Raw genomic sequence first — 23,768 nt, 5'->3', positions numbered from 1 at the left:
AAAAGCATACATTTTTAAAGTCTTATAAAACTTTTGTAACAAAATATTCTTATCTGAATTTTGCACTTAAAAGTTTGTCTCAACGTTATTATAGATATTGTCTAACATCATCAAGTGGTAAACGTACTGACTCATGTGCTTCTTGCGCACCTTTACCTACTGCAATAGCTACAACAGGTACAAAACGATCACTATCTAAACCTAACACGTCTGCAATATTGGCTTTATCAAATCCACCTATTGGATTCGTATCATAGCCATGAGATTTTGCTACAAGCATGAATTGCATAGCCATTAAACTACTATCAATATTTACAATATCTTTCATACCTTCTCTAGACAACCCTTTATAATGAGGAAGGACCCAACTTAACATTTTATCTTTAATTTCTTCGGTCATGTGTTTCTTACTTACTGCGTCACTATAAATTTGTTCAGCTTTTTCATAATTTTTTAAGTCACCGAATACAATAATCATCGCGGACGATGTATTCACTTGTCTTGAGTTCATCCCAAATGATGGCAAGATTTTCTCTTTGCCTTCATCAGTATCTACTACCATTAATCTCCATGGTTGCATATTTACGGATGATGGTGCCTTAGTTGCTTTTTGAATCATTTCATCCATTTCTTCGTGACTAATTTTATATTCAGTATCAAATACTTTTACAGATTTTCTTCCTTTTAATACATCATCAAATTTTGAGATTCTTTCCATTAAGTTCTCCTCTTTCTATATAAGTCGTTTGATATTTCAAAACAATTAAGTTTTATTATAATTTTGTATTTTTTAAATGAAAAGCAATTTGCTTATATCACTTCAAACGGCACTTGACAAGTCATACACTTCATAATATTGTTAGCTTAACAAGGAGTGATTTAATGTATGTAGAAAATAGTTATTTAAGCAAACAATTATGCTTTTTATTCTATGTTTCATCAAAAGAAATTATCAAAAAGTATTCTAGTTATTTAAAGGAATACGAACTCACGTACACTGGTTATATAGTGCTAATGGCGATTGAAGAAGATGAGAAACTTAACATCAAAACTTTAGGTGATAGAGTTTTCTTAGATTCAGGCACTTTAACACCATTACTAAAAAAATTAGAAAAGAAAAATTACGTTGTTCGAACTCGTGAAGAAAAAGATGAAAGAAATCTTCAAATTTCACTGACAGATCATGGTAAAAGTATTAAAAAGCCATTATCTGAAGTGTCAGTAAAAGTATTTGGCGAATTTGACATCGACGTTAACGAAGCAAAAGAATTAATCAACCACCTTCAAATGTTTGTTTCTAAAAACTTTGATAAATCCACGGAAAAGTAATACTTCTATAGAGAAAAAGACAAAAGTAAACTTTCCCTCAACATTCATATCTTTCTTTTATACATGTAAATCCAAGTTATGTGAACCAATGTTTCATATTGTAAGCTTTTGTCTGTATTCTCTAGAACGAGTAATCACTCCATGAATCCTTTTTACTTTACCTCATCCTAAACAGTACATATAATGAATTTACAATTTAATATGATTCAAATTTAGTTAATCCAAAGGAGCGGATAGTATGCCTAGTAACGACTTCTTTAACAATTCATTTTTGAAAAATGATCCTACTGATATGTTTAGAGACTTAGGTAAACAAGTTTTTAACCAGTTTTCAACACAAGCATTTCCAGCCAATTTATATAATGAAAGTGATCACTATTTAATAGAAGCTGAACTTGCAGGCGTTAAAAAGGAAAACATATCATTAACTTTTGATCATCATACACTAACGATTAAAGCTAATAAATATATTGAACCACATAATGGACAAGCACAATTGAATGAACGTTCTAACGGAGAACTTGTACGTCGATTTGAATTTGAAGATGTAGATAAAGATTTAATCAAAGCAACATTTGAGGATGGCGTCTTAAATATTCGCTTACCTAAACAACAACAAGAATCTGAAGACGCAACAACTATTTCTATATTATAAATCGAAAAATAACACCCTCGTCACGGTATAACCATGATGAGGGTGTTATTTATTTATGCTTCCTTTTTATTTAAATGAACCATTGTGATTAATGCGATAAGTCCGAAAACTGCTAAAAAGATAAATGCTAAATGACTTGAACCAGTCATACCTGTAACATATGTGATTACTAATGGTGGGAAAAAGCCGCCTAGTCCCCCCATCATTGATACAATACCATTTGCTGATCCAGCTTCTTTCGCAAAATATGAAGGTACCAATTTAAAAATAAGTCCATTACCAATACCTGCACATACACTTATCATTAAACATCCAATGGTAAATAATGCGATGTGATTGGAAAACCCTAAAATTAATGCACCTATAATCATTATGACAAAATCTACCATCAGAACTTTAACTGCATTTAATTTATCACCTAGTATACCTCCGACTGGTCTCAAGAAAGTCGCTAAAGCAATAAATATACCTGAACGAATACCTGCATCTACTTTATCTATACCAAAATGTTGTACAAGATAGTTTGGCAAAAATAGTCCAAAGGCTACAAACGCACCAAATGTAATAAAGTACCAAAGACTTGTATAGTATAGTTTATAATTTTTAAATAAGATTTTCATTTGAGCTATGAGTGGTACTTTTACTTTAGGCTCACGATGATCTCCAAATATAAACATTAATACTGCAAATATAGCAATAATAATCAAATAACTTCTAACCGTTGTTTGCCAACCAATAATCCCTGCAATTGGCGGTGCTAAAAAGGATGAAATGGCTGTCCCTATATTTCCCATACCATAGATACCATTTGCTAATCCTACTTTATCTTTTGGAAAATATTTTGGAATTGATGTAACACCTACTGAGAATATGGCACCACCAACACCAAGAAAGAATCCAGATAACATCATCATTTTTGGTGATTGTGCTTGTCCTAAAAAGTAAATTGGAAATAAAAGCACTATAAAGCTACAGAAAAACACCCATTTGGCTCCAACAATGTTAGTTAAATAACCAAAAGGGACACGTAATATTGATCCTAAAATTACTGGTATCGCTAAAATAATGGATAGTTGCTCCGCCGAAATTTTAATGTCTTGGGAAATAAATGGCATTAATGGAGAAATAATACTCCAAGCCATAAAACCAACAACTAAGCTAAGTGTTTGTAATGTAAGTTGAAATCCACCTTTTGTCTTGTCCATATTTTCACCCTCGTCGAATTCATTTATTTATTAGTACTATGTGGGCTTGCCTTTTAATAACCGTATTAATGAACATAGAACTAATCTTAATTTGATTTTATCTACTTTGTGAAAAACTGAACATTAGGATAATCCCTTATTTGCATAAGTAATTCCCCTATTAAAAGGATCACAGTAGCTTTCGCTACTGCGTAAGAGGGCGAAGAACAGAAATTTTATATTTCGTTGTTCTTCCCCGGCACACGATGACTAGGTGAGTTACAAGTATCACTTAGTAACTTACCAGTCATCCACTGCCTCTAACCATTAAAATGGAAGTACTTCTTTAAATGCATAAGAGCCCATATTCGCTAAAGCGATCATTCTCTTCGGTTCGCCTTAGCTTCGCTAATGCATAAGAGCCCCTAAACGCTAATGCGATAAGGGGCTCTAAAATTCTAATAGTTTCTTTTTCATGGCGTATTCTACGAGTTCTGGTTTTGATTTTAATTCTAATTTGTTCATAATGTGTGTTTTATGTGCTTCTACTGTTTTCACTGATACGAATAGTTTTTCTGCTATTTCTTTATTACCGTAGCCTTTTGCTATTAATGGCAATATCTCTAATTCTCTTTTGGATAACACCTTAAATGGATCTGATGTATCTGTATATTCCTGATTACTACTGTTTACAAATTCATTGACTAATGAGGTTGTTAATTTCATATCCACATATGTCTCACCATTATAAACCGTTCTAATAGCAAGCAATAGTTGCTCATCGGGTGCGTTTTTCAAAATATAACCTTTCGCACCGTTCCTCAATACATGGAATAAATATTCTTCATCATCATACATCGTTAAAATTAAAATCTTAGTTTCAGGAAAACTTTCATGAATTTTACTCGTTGCGATAAGTCCAGATTCACCTGGTGGCATACTTAAGTCCATTAATAGCACATCAGGTTTAAACTCCAAGACTTTTTGATAGGCTTCAACACCATCAGCAGCGGTAGCAACTACTTCCATATCCTCTTGATAATTCAATATCATAGAGAAACCAGTTCTAACAACTGCATGGTCATCGGCAATAACTATTTTCAACATTATTCCCCCAAAAATTAATTTACAGTGGTACTTCTAAAGTAATAATCGTTCCTTTACCTATATGCGTTTCTATGTTTAAATTCCCTTCAACAAGTTCTGATCGCTCTTTCATTCCATATAACCCTAGTCCCGATCCTCTTGGCTTGGAAGACGGATCAAACCCTTGTCCTCGATCAATAATTTCAGCGATTAATGTCAATTCGTTTTGCTGAATAGTGACTTCTACTTCACTAACACCAGCATATTTTAAAGCATTATATACAGCCTCTTGAACAACTCGATAAACGACTGTTTCCACTTCGCTATCAAAACGATGATTGACGATATTAGAAACATAATTAATTCGCATACCATAATTTTCTTCGAATTGTTTAAAATACGATTTAAAAGCTGCCTCTAGTCCTAAATCATCAAGTGATGCAGGCCGCAATTCAACTGATAAATGTCGGACATCATCAACGAGTTGTGACATTAATCCTTCAATATTTTTAACATCATCCAATATCTTCTCTTTATCTTCTTGATATTTTAACAAGCGTAATTGAACATCAATATTCAACATTTCTTGAATAACGCTATCATGTAATTCTCTAGATATACGTTTACGTTCATTTTCTTGTGCAGAAATTGTTTTTCTCATCATTCGACGTTGATTCATTTTTTCTTGTCGTTCAATTTGAGGTGCAACATCTTGCAAAGTAAATGCGTTGATGCCTTTAACCGAATCAATTGTATGATAAGAAGCTGTAAATGGTGCGATTTTTCTGTTTTTTGTTTTCATAAATACTTGGAATTGAGAGTGATGCGGTTGTTCTACATCTAAAAAGCAATCTTTACATGACTGTAAGTCATACTCATTCGTGTAACCCTCGCATCTTCTGCAAATCGCATTTGTCATTGCACTATAATTTTCTTCTTCCGAAATGACTTCTTTAGCCGCTTCATTCATTGCTATGACTTTTCCGTTATTATTTACAAAAACAATCTTTTCATTTGTACTTTCAAAATAACGTTTTAACAATACTTCAAGTTGTTTATTATTAACCGTCAAGTTAATCACCTAAATTTCTTCATTAAATATCCCTAGTTGTTCATAAATATCTATATCATATACATTAATTGGTAATGGCTTATGATTTCTTTGACCAAACAACATGACACCATACACTTGTTGTTGATACCAAAGTGGAATAGCTATGACCGCCGTTAAATTTTCACTGAGTAATATAGGAAACTTAACCTTTTCATCAGGTGTTAAAGCCATATCTACATTAGCAATTACCATTCTCTTTCCCGTTTTCATCACATTGCCAGCTAAGCCTCGACCTTTACGTAAAATAATCAATTTATATCTATCATTTTTGTTGCCTGACACATATTGCCATTTTATAGGTGAAAAGGTGCTCGCTGATTCGTAAAAAGCTAACGCTGCAAAATCAAAACCTTGTTCTAATCTAATTCTATCAATATTTTCTTGAAAATTTTGGCTTTCAAACATTGAATCTGGCATCATACTATTTCCACCCTTGAATTACTATAGTTTATTTTTTCGGTAAATAATGTACCTTCTATTTGTATACGATAAAGGTACACTCCATACATGAACTAAACGTGTAAATGGCCAACACGCAAAAATGGTAAACCCTAATAACATATGCAATTTAAATTGCAATGGTACATTGGTCATCAAATCTGCATGTGGTTTAAACATAAAGAGTTGTCTAAACCAAACTGAAATGGTTTCACGATAGTTAAATTCGATATGCATCATATTCGTAACTATTGTAGAGTAACATCCCATGAAGATAATGATTAATAAAAGAATATTAACAAAAATATCTGAAAATGAACTTAAACGTCTTACATTTTTGATTGTAATTCTTCTAGCGGTAAGTAACAACATACCTATTAACGTCATTATACCAAAAATACTACCAATATATACTGCTCCAAAATGATACATATGTTCACTTACGCCTAATGAATCCATCCAATATTTAGGTATAACAAGACCAACGACATGTCCAAAGAAAACCGGAATCACACCTAAATGAAATAGTAAGCTTCCCCATTTCAATCTCTTTTTTTCAATCAACTCGCTAGACTTTGCAGTCCAAGAAAACTGATCATACTTAAATCTAGCAATGTGTCCGATAATAAATATAGCAATGCATAAGTATGGATATATGACCCATAAAAATTGATTAATCATGTTGAGCCACCCCTTCTGGCACTTCCAAACATAATTTCAACGTCTTTCTTAAGGCTTGAATGACATAACCATATGGATGGTTGAGTTTTCCTAGTTCATTTGCCATGACATATGTTCCATCTTCAATAATCATAATGACTAATTGGATATTTTCTTCAGCCCTTTCATCGCCACGCCACTCTATCATTTGTAAAAATTGTAGCATCAACGGTAGATAATCTGACAGTTCATTATCTACCATTTTCAAACCAAACATTTCGTACAATACTTTAAGTTTTGCTAACATTTGTCCTCGCTCTTTTTGCGTATCAAATTGATTATATGTCATATATAATGGTGCTTTTTTGCTAAAATCAAAGGTATCTGTATATATTTGCTGAATTTCAGATAACGTATATTGCATCATCTGTTCTCTAAACGCCATTAAATCTTGATATCCTGGATGACTGTCGTCGATGACATCGTTAAATATATTTTCATTAAATGTCTTTTTCTCCGGGAAACATAATTGCAATGCGATATATCCTAAACTGTCTTGATATCGATATAAATTGTCAAAGTTAATCACGGAAAATCCCTCCATAGAAACGCTCATTATAAATGTCTTGACCTGACTTATCCGTAGCAACTGCGACGCCGCATCCTTCACAATTCACGCCGAAGTTTTCGCCACCATAACCTTGCGAACCTTGAGCGTGATACGTATCTAAATATGTTTCTTTATGTGTTGTCGGTATCACAAATCGTTCTTCATATTTGGCTAAACCTAATAATCGATACATATCTTTTGTTTGTCGTTCAGTAAGTCCTAGTTGCGTTAGACGTTCAACATCAAAATCTTTTTGAGTCACCTGTGCTCTCATATAACTTCTCATCATAGCCATTTTTTGTAGTGCTTGTTTGACCGGTTTTGTGGCACCAGCTGTAAACATATTCGCTAAGTATTCTATAGGTAAGCGCATTTCTTCTATAGCAGGGAAAATCATATCCGGATTTTGCTCTGAATTTTTACCTTCAAAGTAACTCATAATTGGACTTAATGGTGGGCAATACCACACCATTGGCATTGTTCTATACTCTGGATGTAATGGGAATGCTAATTTATATTCAATGGCTAATTTATAAATTGGTGACTGTTGTGCCGCTTCAATCCATTCATGATTAATACCATCTTTTTCAGCTTGTGCAATGATTGCTTCATCAAATGGGTCCAAGAATAATTCCAATTGTTTTTCATATAAATCTTGTTCATTTTCAGTTGATGCCATTTCTTCTACTCTGTCAGCGTCATATAATAATACACCTAAATATCTCATTCGACCTGTACAAGTTTCTGAGCAAACTGTAGGCATGCCTGCTTCAATTCTAGGAAAACAAAATGTACATTTTTCAGCTTTATTCGTTTTCCAGTTAAAATAGACTTTTTTATAAGGACATCCAGTCATACAATAACGCCATCCACGACATTCATCTTGATCAACCAAAACGATGCCATCTTCATCTCTTTTATACATAGCTCCTGATGGACAAGACGCAACACAACTTGGATTAAGACAATGTTCACATAATCTTGGTAGATACATCATAAATGTTTCATCAAATTGGAACTTGATATCTTCTTCTATCTTTTGAATATTAGGATCTTTAGGTCCAGTCACATGACCACCAGCTAAATCGTCTTCCCAGTTTGGTCCCCATTCAATATCCATATTTTCACCAGAAATAACAGAATAGGCTCTTGCTACCGGAGAGTGTTGACCTGCCTTAGCTGTTGTTAAATGCTCATAGTTATAATTCCAGGGTTCATAATAATCTTGGATCAATGGCATATCAGGGTTATAGAAAATTTTTCCAAGTGCTATTTTAGACCACTTACTACCAGATTTAAGTTGTAGTTTTCCTTTCTGATTTAATACCCAACCGCCTTTATAGTGATCTTGATCCTCCCAACGTTTGGGGTAACCTGTACCAGGCTTTGTTTCAACATTATTAAACCACATATATTCTGCACCAGGTCGATTTGTCCATGTGTTTTTGCAGGTAACGCTACAAGTGTGACAACCTATACATTTATCTAAATTCAACACCATTGCTATTTGCGCTTTAATCTTCAAGCCAATTGACCTCCTTCATCTTTCTTACTGCAACATATACATCTCTTTGATTCCCAATTGGTCCATAATAATTGAAATGATAACTTATTTGAGCATAGCCACCTATGAGCTGTGTTGGTTTCAAGTGAATTCGTGTTGGTGCATTATGTGACCCACCTCTAGTATCAGTTATTTCAGAGCCAGGTGTTTGAATATGTTTATCTTGTGCATGATACATAAACATGGTACCTTTAGGCATTCTGTGTGAAATAACTGCTCTCGCTGTAACGACACCATTTCGGTTATATACTTCTAACCAATCGTTATCCTGAATGTCATGTTCAACTGCATCCTCATCAGAAATCCATACTGTTGGTCCACCTCTAAATAACGTCAACATATGCTTATTATCTTGGTACATAGAGTGAATATTCCATTTGCCATGTGGTGTCAAGTAACGCAATATTAAAGCGTCAGTGCCACCTTTAATTTGCTTATCCTTAGTACCAAATACCATTGGCGGTAATGTAGGTTTATAAATAGGTAAACTTTCTCCAAATTGTTGGAAAATCTCATGATCAATATAGTAACTTTGACGACCAGTTAACGTTCTAAATGGTACGAGTCTTTCTATATTTGTTGTAAATGGTGAATAACGTCGTCCATTTTTATTTGATCCAGGGAACACTGCTGTCGGAATAACTTCTCTAGGTTGAGAACCAATATTTAAAAATGTTATTTTTTCAGACGCACGCTCACTTGAAATGTCAGTTAGCGTCATACCTGTTTGTTTTTCTAAATCTTGATAAGATTTTTGTGATAATTTACCATTTGTAGCTGATGAAAGATTTAACATTGCATCTGCTACATTTCGAGCAGAGTGAATTCTAGGTTTATCATTTTTGATAGATTTAGGATCTTTATCATTCCAAGTCCCTAGCATACTTTTTAATTCTTCGTATTGTTCTTTCACGCTAAAACTAACACCATGTGCCCCTACTTTATCTGTCTCTAATTTCGGTCCAACAGAAACATATTTATCGTAAATTAATGTGTAATCACGTTCTACGATTGAAAAGTTAGGCATTGTTTTACCTGGTATGGCGTCTATCTCACCTTTAGACCAATCTTTTACTATACCTAATGGTGTGGCTATTTCTTGTTTAGAATCATGACCTAATGGTGTTGTTACAACATCTTTATATGTACCTGGTAGATAATCCTTCGCCATTTCTGACACTGCTTTAGCGAGTGTTTTATAAATATCCCAATCTGATCGAGACTCCCACAATGGATCTATGGCTGGATTAAATGGATGAACATAAGGATGCATATCAGTAGAAGAAAGGTCATGCTTTTCATACCAAGTTGCTGCTGGTAAAACAATATCTGAATATAATGGCGTCGCTGTCATTCTAAAATCGAGCGATACGAGTAAATCTAATTTACCTGTTGTTTCTTCTCTCCACTGAATTTCATCAGGTTTATCATCTTCGTTTGGTGATGCTAATAATCCTGATTTTGTACCTAATAAATGTTTCATAAAATATTCTTGTCCTTTAGCAGAACTTGAAATTAAGTTAGAACGCCATACGAATAACGTTTTAGGATGATTTTTTCTTAAATCAGGATCTTCTACTGCAAATTTTGTTTGTTTCGTTTTCACTTCATTAATCGCACGTTGTAATATGGCTTCATTTGAATCATCACCATTTTCTTTGGCTTCTTCAGCGAATAACAGACTATTTTTATTAAACTGAGGATACGATGGTAACCAACCTAATTTAGCAGCAGTCACATTGTAATCAGCTGGATGTTGATGCTTAATATGCTTCGCTAAAGGTGATTTCAATTTATCGACATTTGATTCCTCATATTTCCATTGATCTGTTGCGAAATAGAACCAACTTGTCCCATTTTGTAAGCGTGGAGGCCCTTGCCAATCTTTAGCAAATGTAATCGTATTCCATCCTTCAATAGGTCGACATTTTTCTTGTCCAACATAGTGTGCCCAACCGCCACCATTGACACCTTGACAGCCACATAACATAACTAAATTTAAAATCGAACGATAAATTGTATCAGAATTAAACCAGTGGTTGATACCAGCACCCATAATAATCATTGAGCGTCCTTCTGTATCTATAGCATTTTGAGCAAATTCTTTTGCAACTTGAATGACTAAGCTAGATTTTATACCTGTTATTGCTTCTTGCCATGCAGGTGTATATTTAGAATGTAAATCATCATATCCCGTCGCTTCTAATTCATGATTAAAACGTTTGATGCCATATTGACTTACCATCAAATCATATACAGTAGTGATATATCTTTCATCACCATTGGCTAATTTAACCTTCTTAGTAGGTATAGGTCGTTCAAAGACACCGTCGCCATTACTATCAAAATATGGAAATTGAATTTGTTGTAATACAAAATCGCTCTCATCCATGGATAGACTAGGTTGAATATCATTGCCTGCTTCATCTTCTAATTTAAGATTCCATTGTTTACCATCTTCCCAACGTTGTCCCATCGTGCCATTGGGTACAACAAGTTGATTCGATAAGCTATCAAATAACACTGGCTTCCATTCTCCATTTGTTGTATCTTGTCCAAGATCACTTGCTCTTAAAAATCGGCCTGCTTTCAAACCATTTTCATCTTGATCTAACATTAATATAAAAGGCATATCTGTATATTGTTTAGCATAATTAATGAATCGTGCATTAGGATTGTTGATATAATATTCTTGTAAAATAACATGTGTCATTGCTTGAGCAACTGCAGCATCAGTACCTGGATTAGGCGCCAACCAATTATCTGCAAACTTTACATTTTCAGCATAATCTGGTGCTATAGAAATGACTTTAGTACCTTTATATCGTACTTCTGTCATGAAATGTGCATCTGGAGTTCTTGTTAATGGTACGTTTGAACCCCACATAATCATGTAAGCCGCGTTATACCAATCACTTGATTCAGGGACATCTGTCTGTTCTCCCCATATTTGAGGTGATGCTGGTGGTAAATCGGCATACCAATCATAAAAACTCAACATTTCTCCACCCATCAAATTAATGAATCGTGCACCAGCCGCATAACTCACCATAGACATCGCTGGAATAGGTGTAAACCCTGCTATTCTATCTGGACCGTCTTTTTTAATGGTATATAGTAATTGAGCAGTGATAATATCAGTTACATCTTTCCAATTAGACCGTACATGACCGCCCATACCACGCGCTTGTTTATAACGTTTTGCTTTTTCTTCATCTTCTACAATAGATGCCCATGCAGCTATTTTATTTCCATGATTTTCTTCAAGTGCTTCTTGCCATAATTCTAAAAGTTGCCCTCTGATATAGGGATATTTAACTCTTAGTGGACTATATTCATACCATGAAAATGAAGCACCTCTAGGACATCCTCTTGGTTCATATTCTGGCATATCTGGACCACAACTCGGATAATCTGTTTGTTGATTTTCCCAAGTAATGACGCCATTTTTAACAAAAACTTTCCATGAACAAGATCCAGTACAATTTACACCGTGGGTTGTTCTCACTTCTTTGTCATGGCTCCATCGTTCACGGTACATTTTTTCCCATTCTCTGCTTTTACTTTCAAGTACTGACCAATTACCATTAAACTTTTCAGTCGGCTTAAAAAAATTTAATCCAAATTTCCCCATAAATATCCTCCTAGACCTTTACTTCAACTATGCGTTCAATCTTTTCAATTAGATTGTACATTTTTTCACAATGTTTATATATTAGGGAATGTCCTAATTGCACTTCTAAATTCCCTACTATAAAAAAACAGTGCCTATTCTAGATAGACACTGTTTTAACATTAATATTCATTTTGACCTTATAATTCAATAAACTGATGTGCATACTGTTTTAGCACAGATTTGTATAATGCTTGTTGAGAATAATGATACGTATCATCTACTTCAATCATGCATCCATAACCTTGCTCATATAATAATTCACATTTTTCCAAGGCTTGATTTCTATTACCTTTTACAACGTATATAGCTTCTCTATGCTTAGTCTTATTTTGAGGTTGTGAATAGTTGATGATATCTCCAATGATACAAATGCCTGGTAATCCTTCTACATTATACTGTTTTAACTTTTGTTCGATATTACTTATATTTCCAGTCAATATTTGTTCATCAAAAAGTGAGGCACGGAATACAATTGCAATCGGGTAATCATACGATGTATACTGTCTGATTTGCGAAATAATTCTAGGTAGTCGTTTAACCCCCATATAAACTGCTAGCGTTCCTTTATTGAGTAATGTACTGATATCAATGTCATTGTCTTTTGAATCTTTAAAATGACCTGTTGAAAAAGTAACGTTTTTAGCTATACTTCTCATCGTTAAACCTAAATTCATGGATTGCGCAGCTGCACTTGCCGATGTTACACCCGGTACTATTTCAAAGTTGATATTTAATTCAACTAAAGCTTCTACCTCTTCTTGGACACGCCCAAAAATAGCAGGGTCGCCCCCTTTAAGTCTAACCACATGATAATGTTTACTTGCCGCTTCAATCGTTTTTTGATTAATAATCTCTTGTTGAATATGTTTAGTATATGGTTTCTTACCAACATCAATGATTTCTATTTCTGGTTTAGCATATTGCAATATAAAGGGATTAACCAATCTGTCGTATAATATAATATCTGCATTTTCAATAAGTCTTTGCGCTCTTTTAGTTACTAAATTAGGATCACCAGGACCTGCACCTACTAAGTAGACAGTTCCGTATCGATTTACAGACATATAAAAATGTCTCCATCTACGACTTCTACTGGATACGTTTCTACACAACCAGTATCTGGTTCTTGAACATCACCTGTCTTAAGATCTATTTTTTGGTCATGTAAAGGACAATAAACATAGTTTCCACTAACAGTACCTTCTGACAAAGGACCCTCTTTATGAGGACAAATATTATTGACTGCAAATATCTCTCCTTCATTTGTTAAAAACAAACCAATCTCTTTATCGTTTATGAATACTTTTTTACCAATTAATGGTGTTAACTCATCTATACAAGACACTTTAATTTTCTGCATATTTTTCATGATTAAACCCTCTCAACTTCAAAGATTTTTTGTGATGCTTTATCATTTACGATTGCTTGCCAAGGTTCATCTTGAATCGCTTGTTTCGCTTCCATCACTCTATCGAAAAGTGCTTGTTGACGATCGGGATCTAGCAATACTTCTTTCACATTTTCGAAGCCAAGACGTTCTAACCATGGCGCAGTTCTTTCAGCATATATTCCAGTTTCACGATAATATTGCATCAATGCACCACAAATACGAATCACTTCATCTTCTGTTTCTACAGTAGTTAGTAATTGTCCTTTTGTTACTTCAGTACCGCCATTGCCACCGATATAAAGTTGGAAACCATTTTCTACTGATATCACACCAAAATCTTTCACACCAGATTCCACGCAACTTCTAGGGCATCCTGATACACCCATTTTGAATTTATGTGGGGTATCAATATATTCAAATGTTTGCTCTAATCTAATACCAAGTTGAGTCGTATATTGTGTTCCAAATCTACAGAATTCTTTACCAACACAACTTTTAACTGAACGTGTTTTTTTACCATATGCTGAAGCAGAACGCATGCCTAAGTCTTCCCATACGCTTGGTAGTTCTTCTTTTTTCAATCCATATAATCCCACACGTTGAGATCCTGTAACTTTAACAAGTGGTACATTATATTTTTTAGCGACTTCTCCTAGTCTAATAAGTTGATCTGCATCTGTAACACCACCGCGCATTTGAGGGATAACGGAGAATGTACCGTCATTTTGAATATTTGCATGATAACGTTCATTGGCGAATCGTGATTCTTTTTCATCTTTATGCTCATTTGGATATATCATGTTCAAATAGTAGTTGATTGCTGGACGACATTTTGGACACCCATTTTTATCTTTGAAGTTGAGTACATGTCTCACTTCTTTAGATGTTTTAAGTCCTTTTGCTCTAATTTGAGTAACAATTTGATCACGTGATAAATCCGTACACGCACATATACCAGTTGGTTTAGAGGCTATAAAATCATCACCTAATGCATATTGTAGAATGTCTGCGATTTGGCCTTTACATTTCCCACATGAATTTCCTGCTTTAGTCATTTTTGTAACTTCAGCTACAGACGTTAATCCGTTTTTAGTAATCGCTTCTACAATTGTGCCTTTATTGACACCATTACAACCACAAATGGTTTCGTCATCTGCCATATCCTCAATAGATACATTGCCATCTTCTCCACCTTTTGTTAATAAAGAGACCAACGTATAGTCTTCGATAGATTCATGCTTTTTCATCATGTTATAGAAGCGAGAGCCATCATCTGTATTCCCATATAGCACTGCACCGACAACTTCTCCATCTTTTAAAAATACTTTTTTATAATTATTATCGATACTATTAAATATCTCTATACCATGAATATCGTCAGTTTCTTGAATAATACCTGCACTATATAAATCACACCCTGATACCTTTAAAGAGGTAAATGTAGTAGAGCCATGGTAGCCATTAGTTTCCTTATTTGTTAAATAGTCTGCTAAAACGATACCTTGTTCATATAATGGTGCAACTAAACCATATACTTTACCTTCACATTCTGCACATTCACCCACAGCAAAGATATTTGGATCATTTGTTTGCATATATTCATTAACGATAATACCTCTATTAACTTCTAAGTCAGCTGCTTTAGCTACCTCAGTATAAGGTCTAATACCTACCGCCATAACTACTAAGTCAGCTTCTAGCACACGACCGTCTGCTAATCTAACAGTCTCAACATCTTCATGACCGAGAATTTCTTGGGTATTCGCTTGTAATTCAAATCGCATGCCTTGTTGTTCTAAATCATTTTTTAGCATTTGACCTGCTTTTCGATCCAATTGCATTTCCATAAGCCATTCTGCTAAATGTACTACGGTTACCTCCATGCCTTGGTCTAATAACCCTCTAGCACATTCTAATCCTAATAGGCCCCCACCTATAACAATTGCTTTATGTTTAGTTTGAGCTATCTCCATCATGCGTTTAGTATCATCAATTGTTCGCCACCCAATAACACTTGGTAAATCAGATCCTGGAATAGGTAAAACGAATGCCTTTGAACCTGTAGCAATTATGCATTGATCATATTTAAAGGATTGCCCACTCTCAGTTATAACAGTCTTATTTGCTCTATCTAATATCGTCACTGGATCGTTATTAACCAATTTAATGTCATGTTCTGCATACCAGTCATATGAATTCATGATTGTTTCTTCCACAGTCATTTTATTTTGTAAAATATTAGATAACATGATTCTATTATAATTTGGATAGGCTTCTTTACCGATAATGGTAATCTCAAATCGTTGCGGATCTCTATCCAAAATTTCTTCGATAGTTCTCAAACCAGCCATGCCATTTCCTATCATCACTAATTTGTTTTTAGTCATATATATGCCCCTTTATCACTATAGATAAGTTATTTAAAGGATTGGATATAAAGGCACATGTTGTAATTTTTAAAATTGGAGTGCTTCAAGACGTTCTCGAATAATAAGTCTCAATGTGTCATCAAAATTGATTGACGGTGTAATGTGTAGTTTACAATGAATATCCATGTCATCAATGAATCGTTTTACTTTATTGACCAATCTTCCATCAAATAAAAAGAGTGGCACGATAATTAATTCATCATATTGTTTTGATATCTCGTCTAAATCATTTCTGAATGTTAAAACGCCATATAAAGCTCTTGCATAAACAGGTCGCTTCGAGTCGATGGTTTCCACAAATGCTTTAAGTTCATCATGTGCTTTTGTAAAACGGCCACTACCATTACCGTGTGCAATAATAACCGTTGCTGACTTGGATGCTTGATCAACAAGATGCACATCCTCAATTCTTCTTTCTACTAATGATTTCATATAAGGATGTGTACCTAATGGTTCACTCATTTGGCTCGAAATATGAGGATATTTATCTTTCATCTCTGAAAGTATATTAGGAATATCGCCAATATAATGCATTGCTCTAAAAATAAGTAACGGTACGATTCTAAATTGTGTAATTCCTTTTTCGATCATCTTTTCCATTGTTATTTCTAAACTCTGTGTATCACTCTCTAAAAATGCTAATTCGTAATGGTACTCTTCATCTTTTAGCAAAGTTGTAATGAATTCTTCTAAGGCTTTATTTTGATTTCCTTTTCTCATTCCATGTGCCACTAAAATGTTGCCTACCATAATACCAATCCTTTCAACTTGAATTGTAAACTAATTCGTAGTGTTTTTGTGATTAAATTCACATTTTCAGTGAAAATTAGGGAATCCCCTTATACAAGTTATAAGCACAAAATAAATAAATATTTAACTTCGTAAAAAGAGATGTATAAAGATTTAAATTACATGTAATAAGATATATAATTAAAATATTAGTGGTTAATATATGTACTATTTCATTCAGCACCTATTCCAAATACATAACGCTGCTTATATGTACATGCCATATTAACGACTTAGTAAATTTTCATGATTAGATAATGGAGAGGAGTAGACTACATGAAAAGATTTACTATTCTGATAATTATAGTATCCTTTATTTTAGCAAGTTGTAGTAATAATGCAACAAATAAAAAAAATACGCTTAATGTTGAAATTCCATTAAAAACAACATCAATTGCGCCATATGAAACGGATGTACCTGTGAAAATCGGTGCATTAGAATCATTATTCAAAATGTCTAAAGATGGCAAAGTTAAACCACTATTGGTTAAATCATTCAAGCAAAAATCTGATGATACCCTTACCCTAAAAATTAAAGATGACATTCATTTCCAAAATGGTCATAAATTAACTGGAGATGCAGTCAAACGTAGTCTAGAACAGGGCGTTAAAAAGAGTGACTTATTAAGTGGATCTCTACCTATTGATAAAATCACTGCAAAAGGCCAAGAAGTGACAATCAAAACCAAGGAACCTTATCCTGAATTAAAATCCGAATTAGCAAGTCCATTCGCAGCTATTTATGACACACAAGCGAAAGGCAAAGTTTCGGATCAACCAGTTGGCACAGGTCCCTACCAAATTGACAAATATCAACGGTCACAAAAGATAGAGCTATCAAAATACAAAGATTATTGGCAAGGTACACCTAAATTAAGTAAAATCAATGTCACATATCATGAAGATGGCAATACTCGTGTCAATCATTTATTATCTGGTAAATCAGATATAACAACAGATGTACCTATCGATCAAATTAATGATGTTAAAAAATCTAACAAAGCGAACATTCAAAGTACATCTGGTTTCAGAACACATTTATTACTTTATAATCACGACAGCAAAAAGATGAATAAAAATGTGCGAGAAGCATTTGATGCAGTTATTAATCGTAAAGAGATTGCTAAAAATGTATCCAAAAATTATGCCAAACCAGCATCTGGCCCATTTAATGATCGATTGAAGCATATTAAAGGTAGCGAGGTACAGCCACAAGATATTAATAAAGCGAAAAAGCTATTAGCCAAAGAAGGCTACACAAAAGATCATCCTTTAAAAATCAATATGGTTACTTATGATGGTAGACCTGAATTACCTAAAATTGGACAAGTCATCCAATCTGATGCTAAAAAAGCAAACATTGATGTAAAATTAAGAAATGTAGATGATATTGAAGGTTACTTGAAAGATAAAGATGCATGGGATGCTTCTATGTATAGTTACTTAACAGTTCCTAGAGGAGATACAGGTTATTTCTTTAATACTGCTTACTTACCAAAAGGTGCAAATAATAAAGGGAACTATGATAATAAAGAGGTTACGCAACAAATCAAACAACTAAACCAAACATTCGGTCAGTCAGAACGTGAAACATTAACTAATCAAATATTGAAAACATCTGATAAAGATATTCCAAATAGTTACATTACGTATAATGATCAAATTGATGGTGTGAGTAAAAATGTCAAAAACTTCAATGTAACACCAGAGTCTATTTATTTAATTGATTACAAAGTAGATAAAAAATAATAAATCCTCGAAGTTACACTTAAATTAAAATAGCCAGTAAATGAATGTTTCAATTCATAGACTGGCTATTTTTAAACTCTTTGTGATGACTTTTTTAAAATGGTGGTTGTCCTAGAATCTTTTCTTCAAAGCGTTCAGGAATTAATATTTTCCTCATAATCACACCTAAATCACCGTCATCATTTTCATGTTCAGCATATATTTCATATCCTCTTTTTTCATAAATACTTAATAACCAAGGATGTAATCGCGCGGATGTTCCTAATGTGACTGCTGAAGCCTTTAATGTATCTCTTAAAAAATCTTCTTCTACGTATTTTAACAATTGACTACCATAGCCCTGTCCGTCATATTCTGGTTGTGTGGCGAACCACCAAACGAACGGATAACCAGAAATACTTCTGACACTCCCCCATGGATATCGTACGGTAATCGTTGAGATGATTGTGTCGTTCAATTCTAATACAAATGTTGTATTATGTTTGATGTTGTCTGCTACCATTTCCTCTGTGGCATTCACTGATGGCCAGTCAATACCTAATTCCCTTAATGGCGTAAAGGCTTCATACATAAGTTGATGAATCGGTTCAACATCATTTTGATCTGCAATTCTTATATTCACGTTACTCATTCTCTTCACGTCCTTCATTTTCTCTATTCATGACATTAAGCGTAAAAAGAAAAACGACAAGAGTCAATCAACTTGTTTGATCATTCGTCATAAAAATTAACAGACTAGGATATAAATATATACTTCAAGTTACATTGATATTTAGACAGTAGTTGACTGTAAAGTCATTCTTTTTCTTATAGAAATTAGAATGACTTACACATGCGTATTGACTCATGTGTTCAAATTAAGCTTTAGAGGTATACATGAACTAAAGTTCATGCATAAAACCGTCTAAGTAATCAATTACAAAGACGGTCTAATGTACCAAGCTTATTCATTTCTAGTCAACCTTGCCGGGGGACGGGCCCCAAACATAGAGAATTTCGAAAAAAATCTACAGACAATGCAAGTTGGGGATGGACAATGATAAAGAAATACTTTTTCTTTAGAAATTAATATTTCTTATGCATGAGTTTCATTCATGTATTCCTATTTTAAAGTACACATTAGCTGTGGCTAATGCGTAAGAACCACTACATCATAAATGATTAGTGGTTCTTTATTATTTCTGTCTCATTCCCTTACACAAAGATCATTATTTTAATTGTGAACGTTGACCATTTAAATAGGCATAAACTAATCCAACAAAGACACCGCCACCAATGTAATTACCGATTAAAGCAAATACAATATTTTTCAATACGCCTAAACCTGACATTCCATCAATATTGAAAAATAACATACCTGAGAATAAACCGGCATTAAAGACAACGTGTTCATAACCCATGAAGACAAACACAACTACTCCACAAGCGATAAAGAATGCTTTTGTTAATCCTTCTTTAAATTGCATAGATACAAAGATACCTATATTAATAAAGAAATTACAGAAAATACCTTTTACTAAAATATTTAACCATGTTGATGCTTCTGTTTTCTTTTGTACAGTTTCAGTTAGTGCGTCTGTCATTTCTGGAGTCATTACGTGTGCATATTTCATTAAGAAAAATAAGATGATTCCACCAAGTACATTACCGATAAAGCAAAATGTAAATATCCATATGACTTTATTCAAACGTATTGCTTTATAATACCAACCTACTGTTAGATACATAAAATTACTTGTTAATAATTCTGAATTCGTTAATACAATTAATACTAAGGCTAAACTAAATGCAATGGCACCAAGCAAATTAATTAAGCCATCAATTTGTGTAGCAGCAAATTGTGTTTTAATAGCTAACATAAATACCGTGACAATTGATAACAAAAATCCTGCCATCATTGCTTTTAATGCATATCTCATAGGTGTTTGATCAGCCATCACTTCTTTCATTTGAACTTGGCTGATTACCGCTTCCATAATAGACTTAGTTGTGTATGTATCTTCGGTAGTTTTTCGATTTTCCATCATATTCTCAATTACTCCCATCTATTTAAAATCATTTATTTCATATTTATTATATGAAGAAATAAAGATGATGGATAGTGGTAATTTTTTAACAAATGATAAAATACTTTTTAAGTTATTTATAAATATTTGATAGAAACAGTTTTACAATTCAATTTAATCATTATCTCATCTACCATTTGAGATAACTGAATAATCAAATTAATATAAAATAGAAAAACTGAGGTAGAGACATAATAATCGCTCCCCACCTCAGTCCATATTTAAATATTGTCGATATCATTATTTTCGTTTTAATTTTGAAAAATAATGTAATCCTGATGCAAAAATACTATACCCTAGTAGCGTTCTTAATATAAAACGTACATATTGGTTAGCAAAACATTTGGAATTAATGACAACCGCTGAAATAAAATGCGTTATTGAGTATAATCCCAATACGATTAGATATCGTTTTTTCATCAAATCAACCTCTTTTTAATAAGATTTCACTTCAATGATACACCCATTTACAGATCCACGATTGGTACAATTTATTTACAATTATGATTTCAGTAGTTTTTCTAATTGGTCCAATGTTGAATTCATGCCTTCTTCGACACCCATATCAAGCGCTTGTTGTGCAGCTTCTTCCGAAGGTAATACAGATGTTGACGTCACTGTAGTTTGATTAGGTTGCTTTTCCTCAAATTCAATTACAATATGCATACCTGGCATATTAGGATCTTTATCACCTTCTGGTGTAGCGAAAAAGTCTAAGTATTCAATGTAATTAGGTTTTTCAATTTTTTTGTATTCTGAACGCGTGTAGCTTGTCATATCAGGCGTGTGTATAGCAAAAAATGCATGTCCGCCTTCGTCTACATTAAATTCAAATACTTCCGTAGAAGCACCTTCTGGATGAAACCATTGTTTAAACAAATCTTCTTGTGTGTATGCGTTAAATAGTTCATGAATCGTTCCTGTAAATGTTCTTGAAAAGATAATTTTATTTTTTTCTACTTTAATAGTCATAGATATTCTCCTAAATTTTGATAATGTTTATCAAATCAATCATAGCAAAATAGATTAGAAGTTACTAAAGATTGAACCATAAAAAAGCACCTCATCATGCTAGAATCAAGTTCTAACATCTGAGGTGCCTCTTTCTATCTCAACTTGTATTATTTAGTGTTCGTGTTCATGCTCATGGTCTTCATCTTTTACTTTAATTTTACTATCTAAAGCCTTTTTAATATTTTTAATGTTTTCTTTCATTAATGATTGGTATGAAAGACCTTTTTCATTTTGTTGTTCTTTAGTTACAGATTCCATATTGTTGAATTTTAATGGTTTCGCATCTGTTTCTTTTCTAATTGTATCAGTAATCTTATTTGATACATTTTCTTCATATAAAATGTATTCTACTTTATTCTTTTTAATTTCTTTCACAATGTTTGTAAGATCCTTTTGTGATGGATCTTCTGCACTCATATTTTGAACGCCTACTTGTTCGAATCCATAACGATTAGAAAGATAACCTAAAGATTCATGAGAGATAAATACTGCATTACCTTTTTTACCTTTAGTCGCGTCTTTCATGTCTTTATCAATATTCTCTAAATCTTTGTTTAATTTTTTATAGTTCTTTTCATAATATTTCTTATGATCAGGGTCTTTTTTCACAAGTTGATCTTTAATCTCTTTAGCGAATGTTTGGTCCATTTTAGGATCTAACCAAATGTGTGGATCATATTTACCATGATGGTGATGTTCTTCTTCGCCATGATGTTCTTCTTCACCTTCATGATGATGGTGATCCGCTAATAAATCATTTTTGCTAATTTTATCTTGTAGAGATAATTTTTTATCATCTTTTTTAATTGTTGAAGCTACTTTTTTAGCTACTGGGTCTAAATCGTCACCAGTATAAATGAATAAATCAGATTTTGCCGCACTCATCATATCTTTTTGAGTAGGTTCATAACTATGTAAATCTGCGCCCGCTGGATAAATTGATTTTACATCTACATATTTACCACCAATTTGTTCTGTAAATGATTTTAACGGATATACTGTTGTATTAACTTTTAACTTATCTCCTTTTTTATGATCATCACCGTTGCCACATGCAGCAAGTGCTAATATCATAAGAGGAATAAGTAGCAATAAACTTAATTTTCTTTTCATGTCGTTCCTCCTAAATAGTAATTATTACGATTAAAAATTATATACCTTACTTTCACAAAAAACAAGTCTATTCAGAGAACTTTTTATATCAATCACATCTTTTAAATATTCAAAATCATTTCCTCTTCTATGACCATACCCAGTGTCACCAGCATCTATCTAGTAATCCATCATCTTCATCAAATTTTTACAATATAAATAAAAGGTCGAGATATCATGCTATTGCATATTGGAAAAACGATTCATCGTCGTCCAAAATACAGGCATAAATCCCGACCTCAATATATAAATGATTTATTTTGATTGAAGTAATTTATCATATTCTTTAAAGTGATATGGATCTTCCACTTTTTTGCCATTGATAAATACAGTTGGCGCTGTCTTAATATGATGTGCTTTTGTATCTTTCTTATCTTTATTTGCGGCTTTCCATGCGGCACTATTTTTAGTTTTATATTCTGATTTTATTTTTTCTTTTTGCTCCTCAGAAATATTCAAATGGTCAATCTGTTGGTCAACTACTTTTTCAGTAATCCACGTTTTCTTTTCATCTTGTTGATGCTCGAACATTAATTTTTGAAATTGTAAATAAGAACGAGGTGCAACAGTTTGAACTGCATGACCTGCTCTTGATCCTATAATTGAATCTTTACCTAAAAAAGCCATATTAACGTATTTAATTTCCGCTTTATGATTATTTAAATATTTCTCTTTAAGTTTAGGCATCACATTCTTTTCAACCTTTTTACAATATGGACATTTAAAATCACCATAAATAACAATGAGTGGTTTACCGTCCTTAGTGGCTTGAGGTGATTTCACATCTTCTTTACCACAACCGCTCACTAACACGATAATGAAACAAAAACATATTATACCGATTAATTTTTTCATTGTTGCTC

At 33.2% G+C, this 23,768-nt stretch carries 22 protein-coding genes; 3 read left to right on the top strand and 19 right to left on the bottom strand.

Going from position 1 to position 23,768, the window contains the following annotated elements; genetic code table 11:
• Positions 1-88 precede the first annotated feature (88 nt).
• Positions 89-718, bottom strand: coding sequence for a nitroreductase family protein (locus LPC11_RS02560; RefSeq protein WP_023373884.1), 630 nt, complete (start codon positions 716-718; stop codon positions 89-91).
• A gap of 164 nt (positions 719-882) precedes the next feature.
• Between LPC11_RS02560 and LPC11_RS02555 the strand changes: the two genes are divergently transcribed.
• A complete protein-coding gene (locus LPC11_RS02555) occupies positions 883-1,329 on the top strand; it encodes a MarR family winged helix-turn-helix transcriptional regulator (RefSeq protein ID WP_023373886.1) in 447 nt (148 codons plus the stop codon).
• A gap of 238 nt (positions 1,330-1,567) precedes the next feature.
• Complete coding sequence (locus tag LPC11_RS02550) at positions 1,568-1,984, top strand: Hsp20/alpha crystallin family protein (protein ID WP_231307334.1); 417 nt, start codon at positions 1,568-1,570, stop codon at positions 1,982-1,984.
• A gap of 53 nt (positions 1,985-2,037) precedes the next feature.
• Here LPC11_RS02550 and LPC11_RS02545 read toward each other — a convergent pair whose 3' ends face one another.
• From LPC11_RS02545 to LPC11_RS02490, 12 genes are all read right to left on the bottom strand, one after another.
• On the bottom strand, positions 2,038-3,189 hold the full coding sequence (locus LPC11_RS02545; protein WP_023373890.1) for a nitrate/nitrite transporter: 1,152 nt from the start codon (positions 3,187-3,189) through the stop codon (positions 2,038-2,040).
• Positions 3,190-3,618: 429 nt separating this feature from the next.
• The gene (nreC, locus tag LPC11_RS02540; RefSeq protein ID WP_041613696.1) at positions 3,619-4,272 is read right to left on the bottom strand and encodes a nitrate respiration regulation response regulator NreC; all 654 of its coding nucleotides are present in this window, start codon (positions 4,270-4,272) and stop codon (positions 3,619-3,621) included.
• Between the two features lie 22 nt (positions 4,273-4,294).
• Positions 4,295-5,326, bottom strand: coding sequence for a nitrate respiration regulation sensor histidine kinase NreB (gene nreB, locus LPC11_RS02535; RefSeq protein WP_041613697.1), 1,032 nt, complete (start codon positions 5,324-5,326; stop codon positions 4,295-4,297).
• A 9-nt stretch (positions 5,327-5,335) separates the two neighbouring features.
• Positions 5,336-5,788 carry a nitrate respiration regulation accessory nitrate sensor NreA gene (nreA, locus tag LPC11_RS02530; protein WP_002465468.1) on the bottom strand — a complete coding sequence of 151 codons (453 nt, stop codon included), beginning with the start codon at positions 5,786-5,788 and terminating at the stop codon, positions 5,336-5,338.
• Positions 5,789-5,809: 21 nt separating this feature from the next.
• Positions 5,810-6,487: a respiratory nitrate reductase subunit gamma gene (gene narI, locus LPC11_RS02525; RefSeq protein ID WP_002465461.1), complete on the bottom strand. Its 678-nt coding sequence runs from the start codon at positions 6,485-6,487 to the stop codon at positions 5,810-5,812.
• Positions 6,480-7,055 carry a nitrate reductase molybdenum cofactor assembly chaperone gene (gene narJ, locus LPC11_RS02520; protein ID WP_023373898.1) on the bottom strand — a complete coding sequence of 192 codons (576 nt, stop codon included), beginning with the start codon at positions 7,053-7,055 and terminating at the stop codon, positions 6,480-6,482. The genes narI and narJ overlap by 8 nt, the downstream gene beginning before the upstream one ends.
• Complete coding sequence (gene narH, locus LPC11_RS02515) at positions 7,048-8,601, bottom strand: nitrate reductase subunit beta (RefSeq protein ID WP_041613699.1); 1,554 nt, start codon at positions 8,599-8,601, stop codon at positions 7,048-7,050. Before narH ends, narJ begins: the two co-directional genes overlap by 8 nt.
• Complete coding sequence (locus LPC11_RS02510) at positions 8,591-12,274, bottom strand: nitrate reductase subunit alpha (protein ID WP_231307333.1); 3,684 nt, start codon at positions 12,272-12,274, stop codon at positions 8,591-8,593. The genes narH and LPC11_RS02510 overlap by 11 nt, the downstream gene beginning before the upstream one ends.
• Before the next feature lie 179 nt (positions 12,275-12,453).
• A complete protein-coding gene (gene cobA, locus LPC11_RS02505) occupies positions 12,454-13,380 on the bottom strand; it encodes a uroporphyrinogen-III C-methyltransferase (protein ID WP_107566435.1) in 927 nt (308 codons plus the stop codon).
• Positions 13,371-13,685 carry a nitrite reductase small subunit NirD gene (nirD, locus tag LPC11_RS02500; protein WP_023373906.1) on the bottom strand — a complete coding sequence of 105 codons (315 nt, stop codon included), beginning with the start codon at positions 13,683-13,685 and terminating at the stop codon, positions 13,371-13,373. Before nirD ends, cobA begins: the two co-directional genes overlap by 10 nt.
• A gap of 2 nt (positions 13,686-13,687) precedes the next feature.
• On the bottom strand, positions 13,688-16,093 hold the full coding sequence (nirB, locus tag LPC11_RS02495; protein ID WP_023373908.1) for a nitrite reductase large subunit NirB: 2,406 nt from the start codon (positions 16,091-16,093) through the stop codon (positions 13,688-13,690).
• 69 nt (positions 16,094-16,162) lie between these two features.
• Positions 16,163-16,885 (bottom strand): sirohydrochlorin chelatase, encoded by a 723-nt coding sequence (locus LPC11_RS02490; RefSeq protein WP_023373910.1) that lies wholly within the window; start codon positions 16,883-16,885, stop codon positions 16,163-16,165.
• Between the two features lie 315 nt (positions 16,886-17,200).
• Between LPC11_RS02490 and nikA the strand changes: the two genes are divergently transcribed.
• Complete coding sequence (nikA, locus tag LPC11_RS02485; protein ID WP_023373912.1) at positions 17,201-18,673, top strand: nickel ABC transporter substrate-binding protein; 1,473 nt, start codon at positions 17,201-17,203, stop codon at positions 18,671-18,673.
• A 94-nt stretch (positions 18,674-18,767) separates the two neighbouring features.
• Here the strand turns inward: nikA and LPC11_RS02480 are convergent, their stop codons facing one another.
• From LPC11_RS02480 to LPC11_RS02455, 6 genes are all read right to left on the bottom strand, one after another.
• On the bottom strand, positions 18,768-19,304 hold the full coding sequence (locus tag LPC11_RS02480) for a GNAT family N-acetyltransferase (protein ID WP_023373914.1): 537 nt from the start codon (positions 19,302-19,304) through the stop codon (positions 18,768-18,770).
• Positions 19,305-19,881: 577 nt separating this feature from the next.
• A complete protein-coding gene (locus LPC11_RS02475) occupies positions 19,882-20,700 on the bottom strand; it encodes a formate/nitrite transporter family protein (protein WP_023373916.1) in 819 nt (272 codons plus the stop codon).
• A 279-nt stretch (positions 20,701-20,979) separates the two neighbouring features.
• Entirely contained in the window at positions 20,980-21,159 is a 180-nt protein-coding gene (locus tag LPC11_RS02470; protein WP_023373918.1) for a hypothetical protein, read from the bottom strand.
• An 81-nt stretch (positions 21,160-21,240) separates the two neighbouring features.
• On the bottom strand, positions 21,241-21,711 hold the full coding sequence (locus LPC11_RS02465; RefSeq protein ID WP_023373920.1) for an SRPBCC family protein: 471 nt from the start codon (positions 21,709-21,711) through the stop codon (positions 21,241-21,243).
• 153 nt (positions 21,712-21,864) lie between these two features.
• Positions 21,865-22,866 carry a metal ABC transporter solute-binding protein, Zn/Mn family gene (locus tag LPC11_RS02460; RefSeq protein ID WP_023373922.1) on the bottom strand — a complete coding sequence of 334 codons (1,002 nt, stop codon included), beginning with the start codon at positions 22,864-22,866 and terminating at the stop codon, positions 21,865-21,867.
• Between the two features lie 294 nt (positions 22,867-23,160).
• Positions 23,161-23,760: a DsbA family protein gene (locus tag LPC11_RS02455; RefSeq protein ID WP_023373924.1), complete on the bottom strand. Its 600-nt coding sequence runs from the start codon at positions 23,758-23,760 to the stop codon at positions 23,161-23,163.
• Between the last annotated feature and the right edge of the window lie 8 nt (positions 23,761-23,768).

Origin of the sequence: Staphylococcus sp. HL28, from assembly GCF_021117155.1 — a bacterium.
GTDB classification, from domain to species: Bacteria; Bacillota; Bacilli; order Staphylococcales; family Staphylococcaceae; genus Staphylococcus; species Staphylococcus warneri.
Note: the sequence above shows the minus strand (reverse complement) of the source record. Positions and strands in the feature narration are given on the sequence as shown.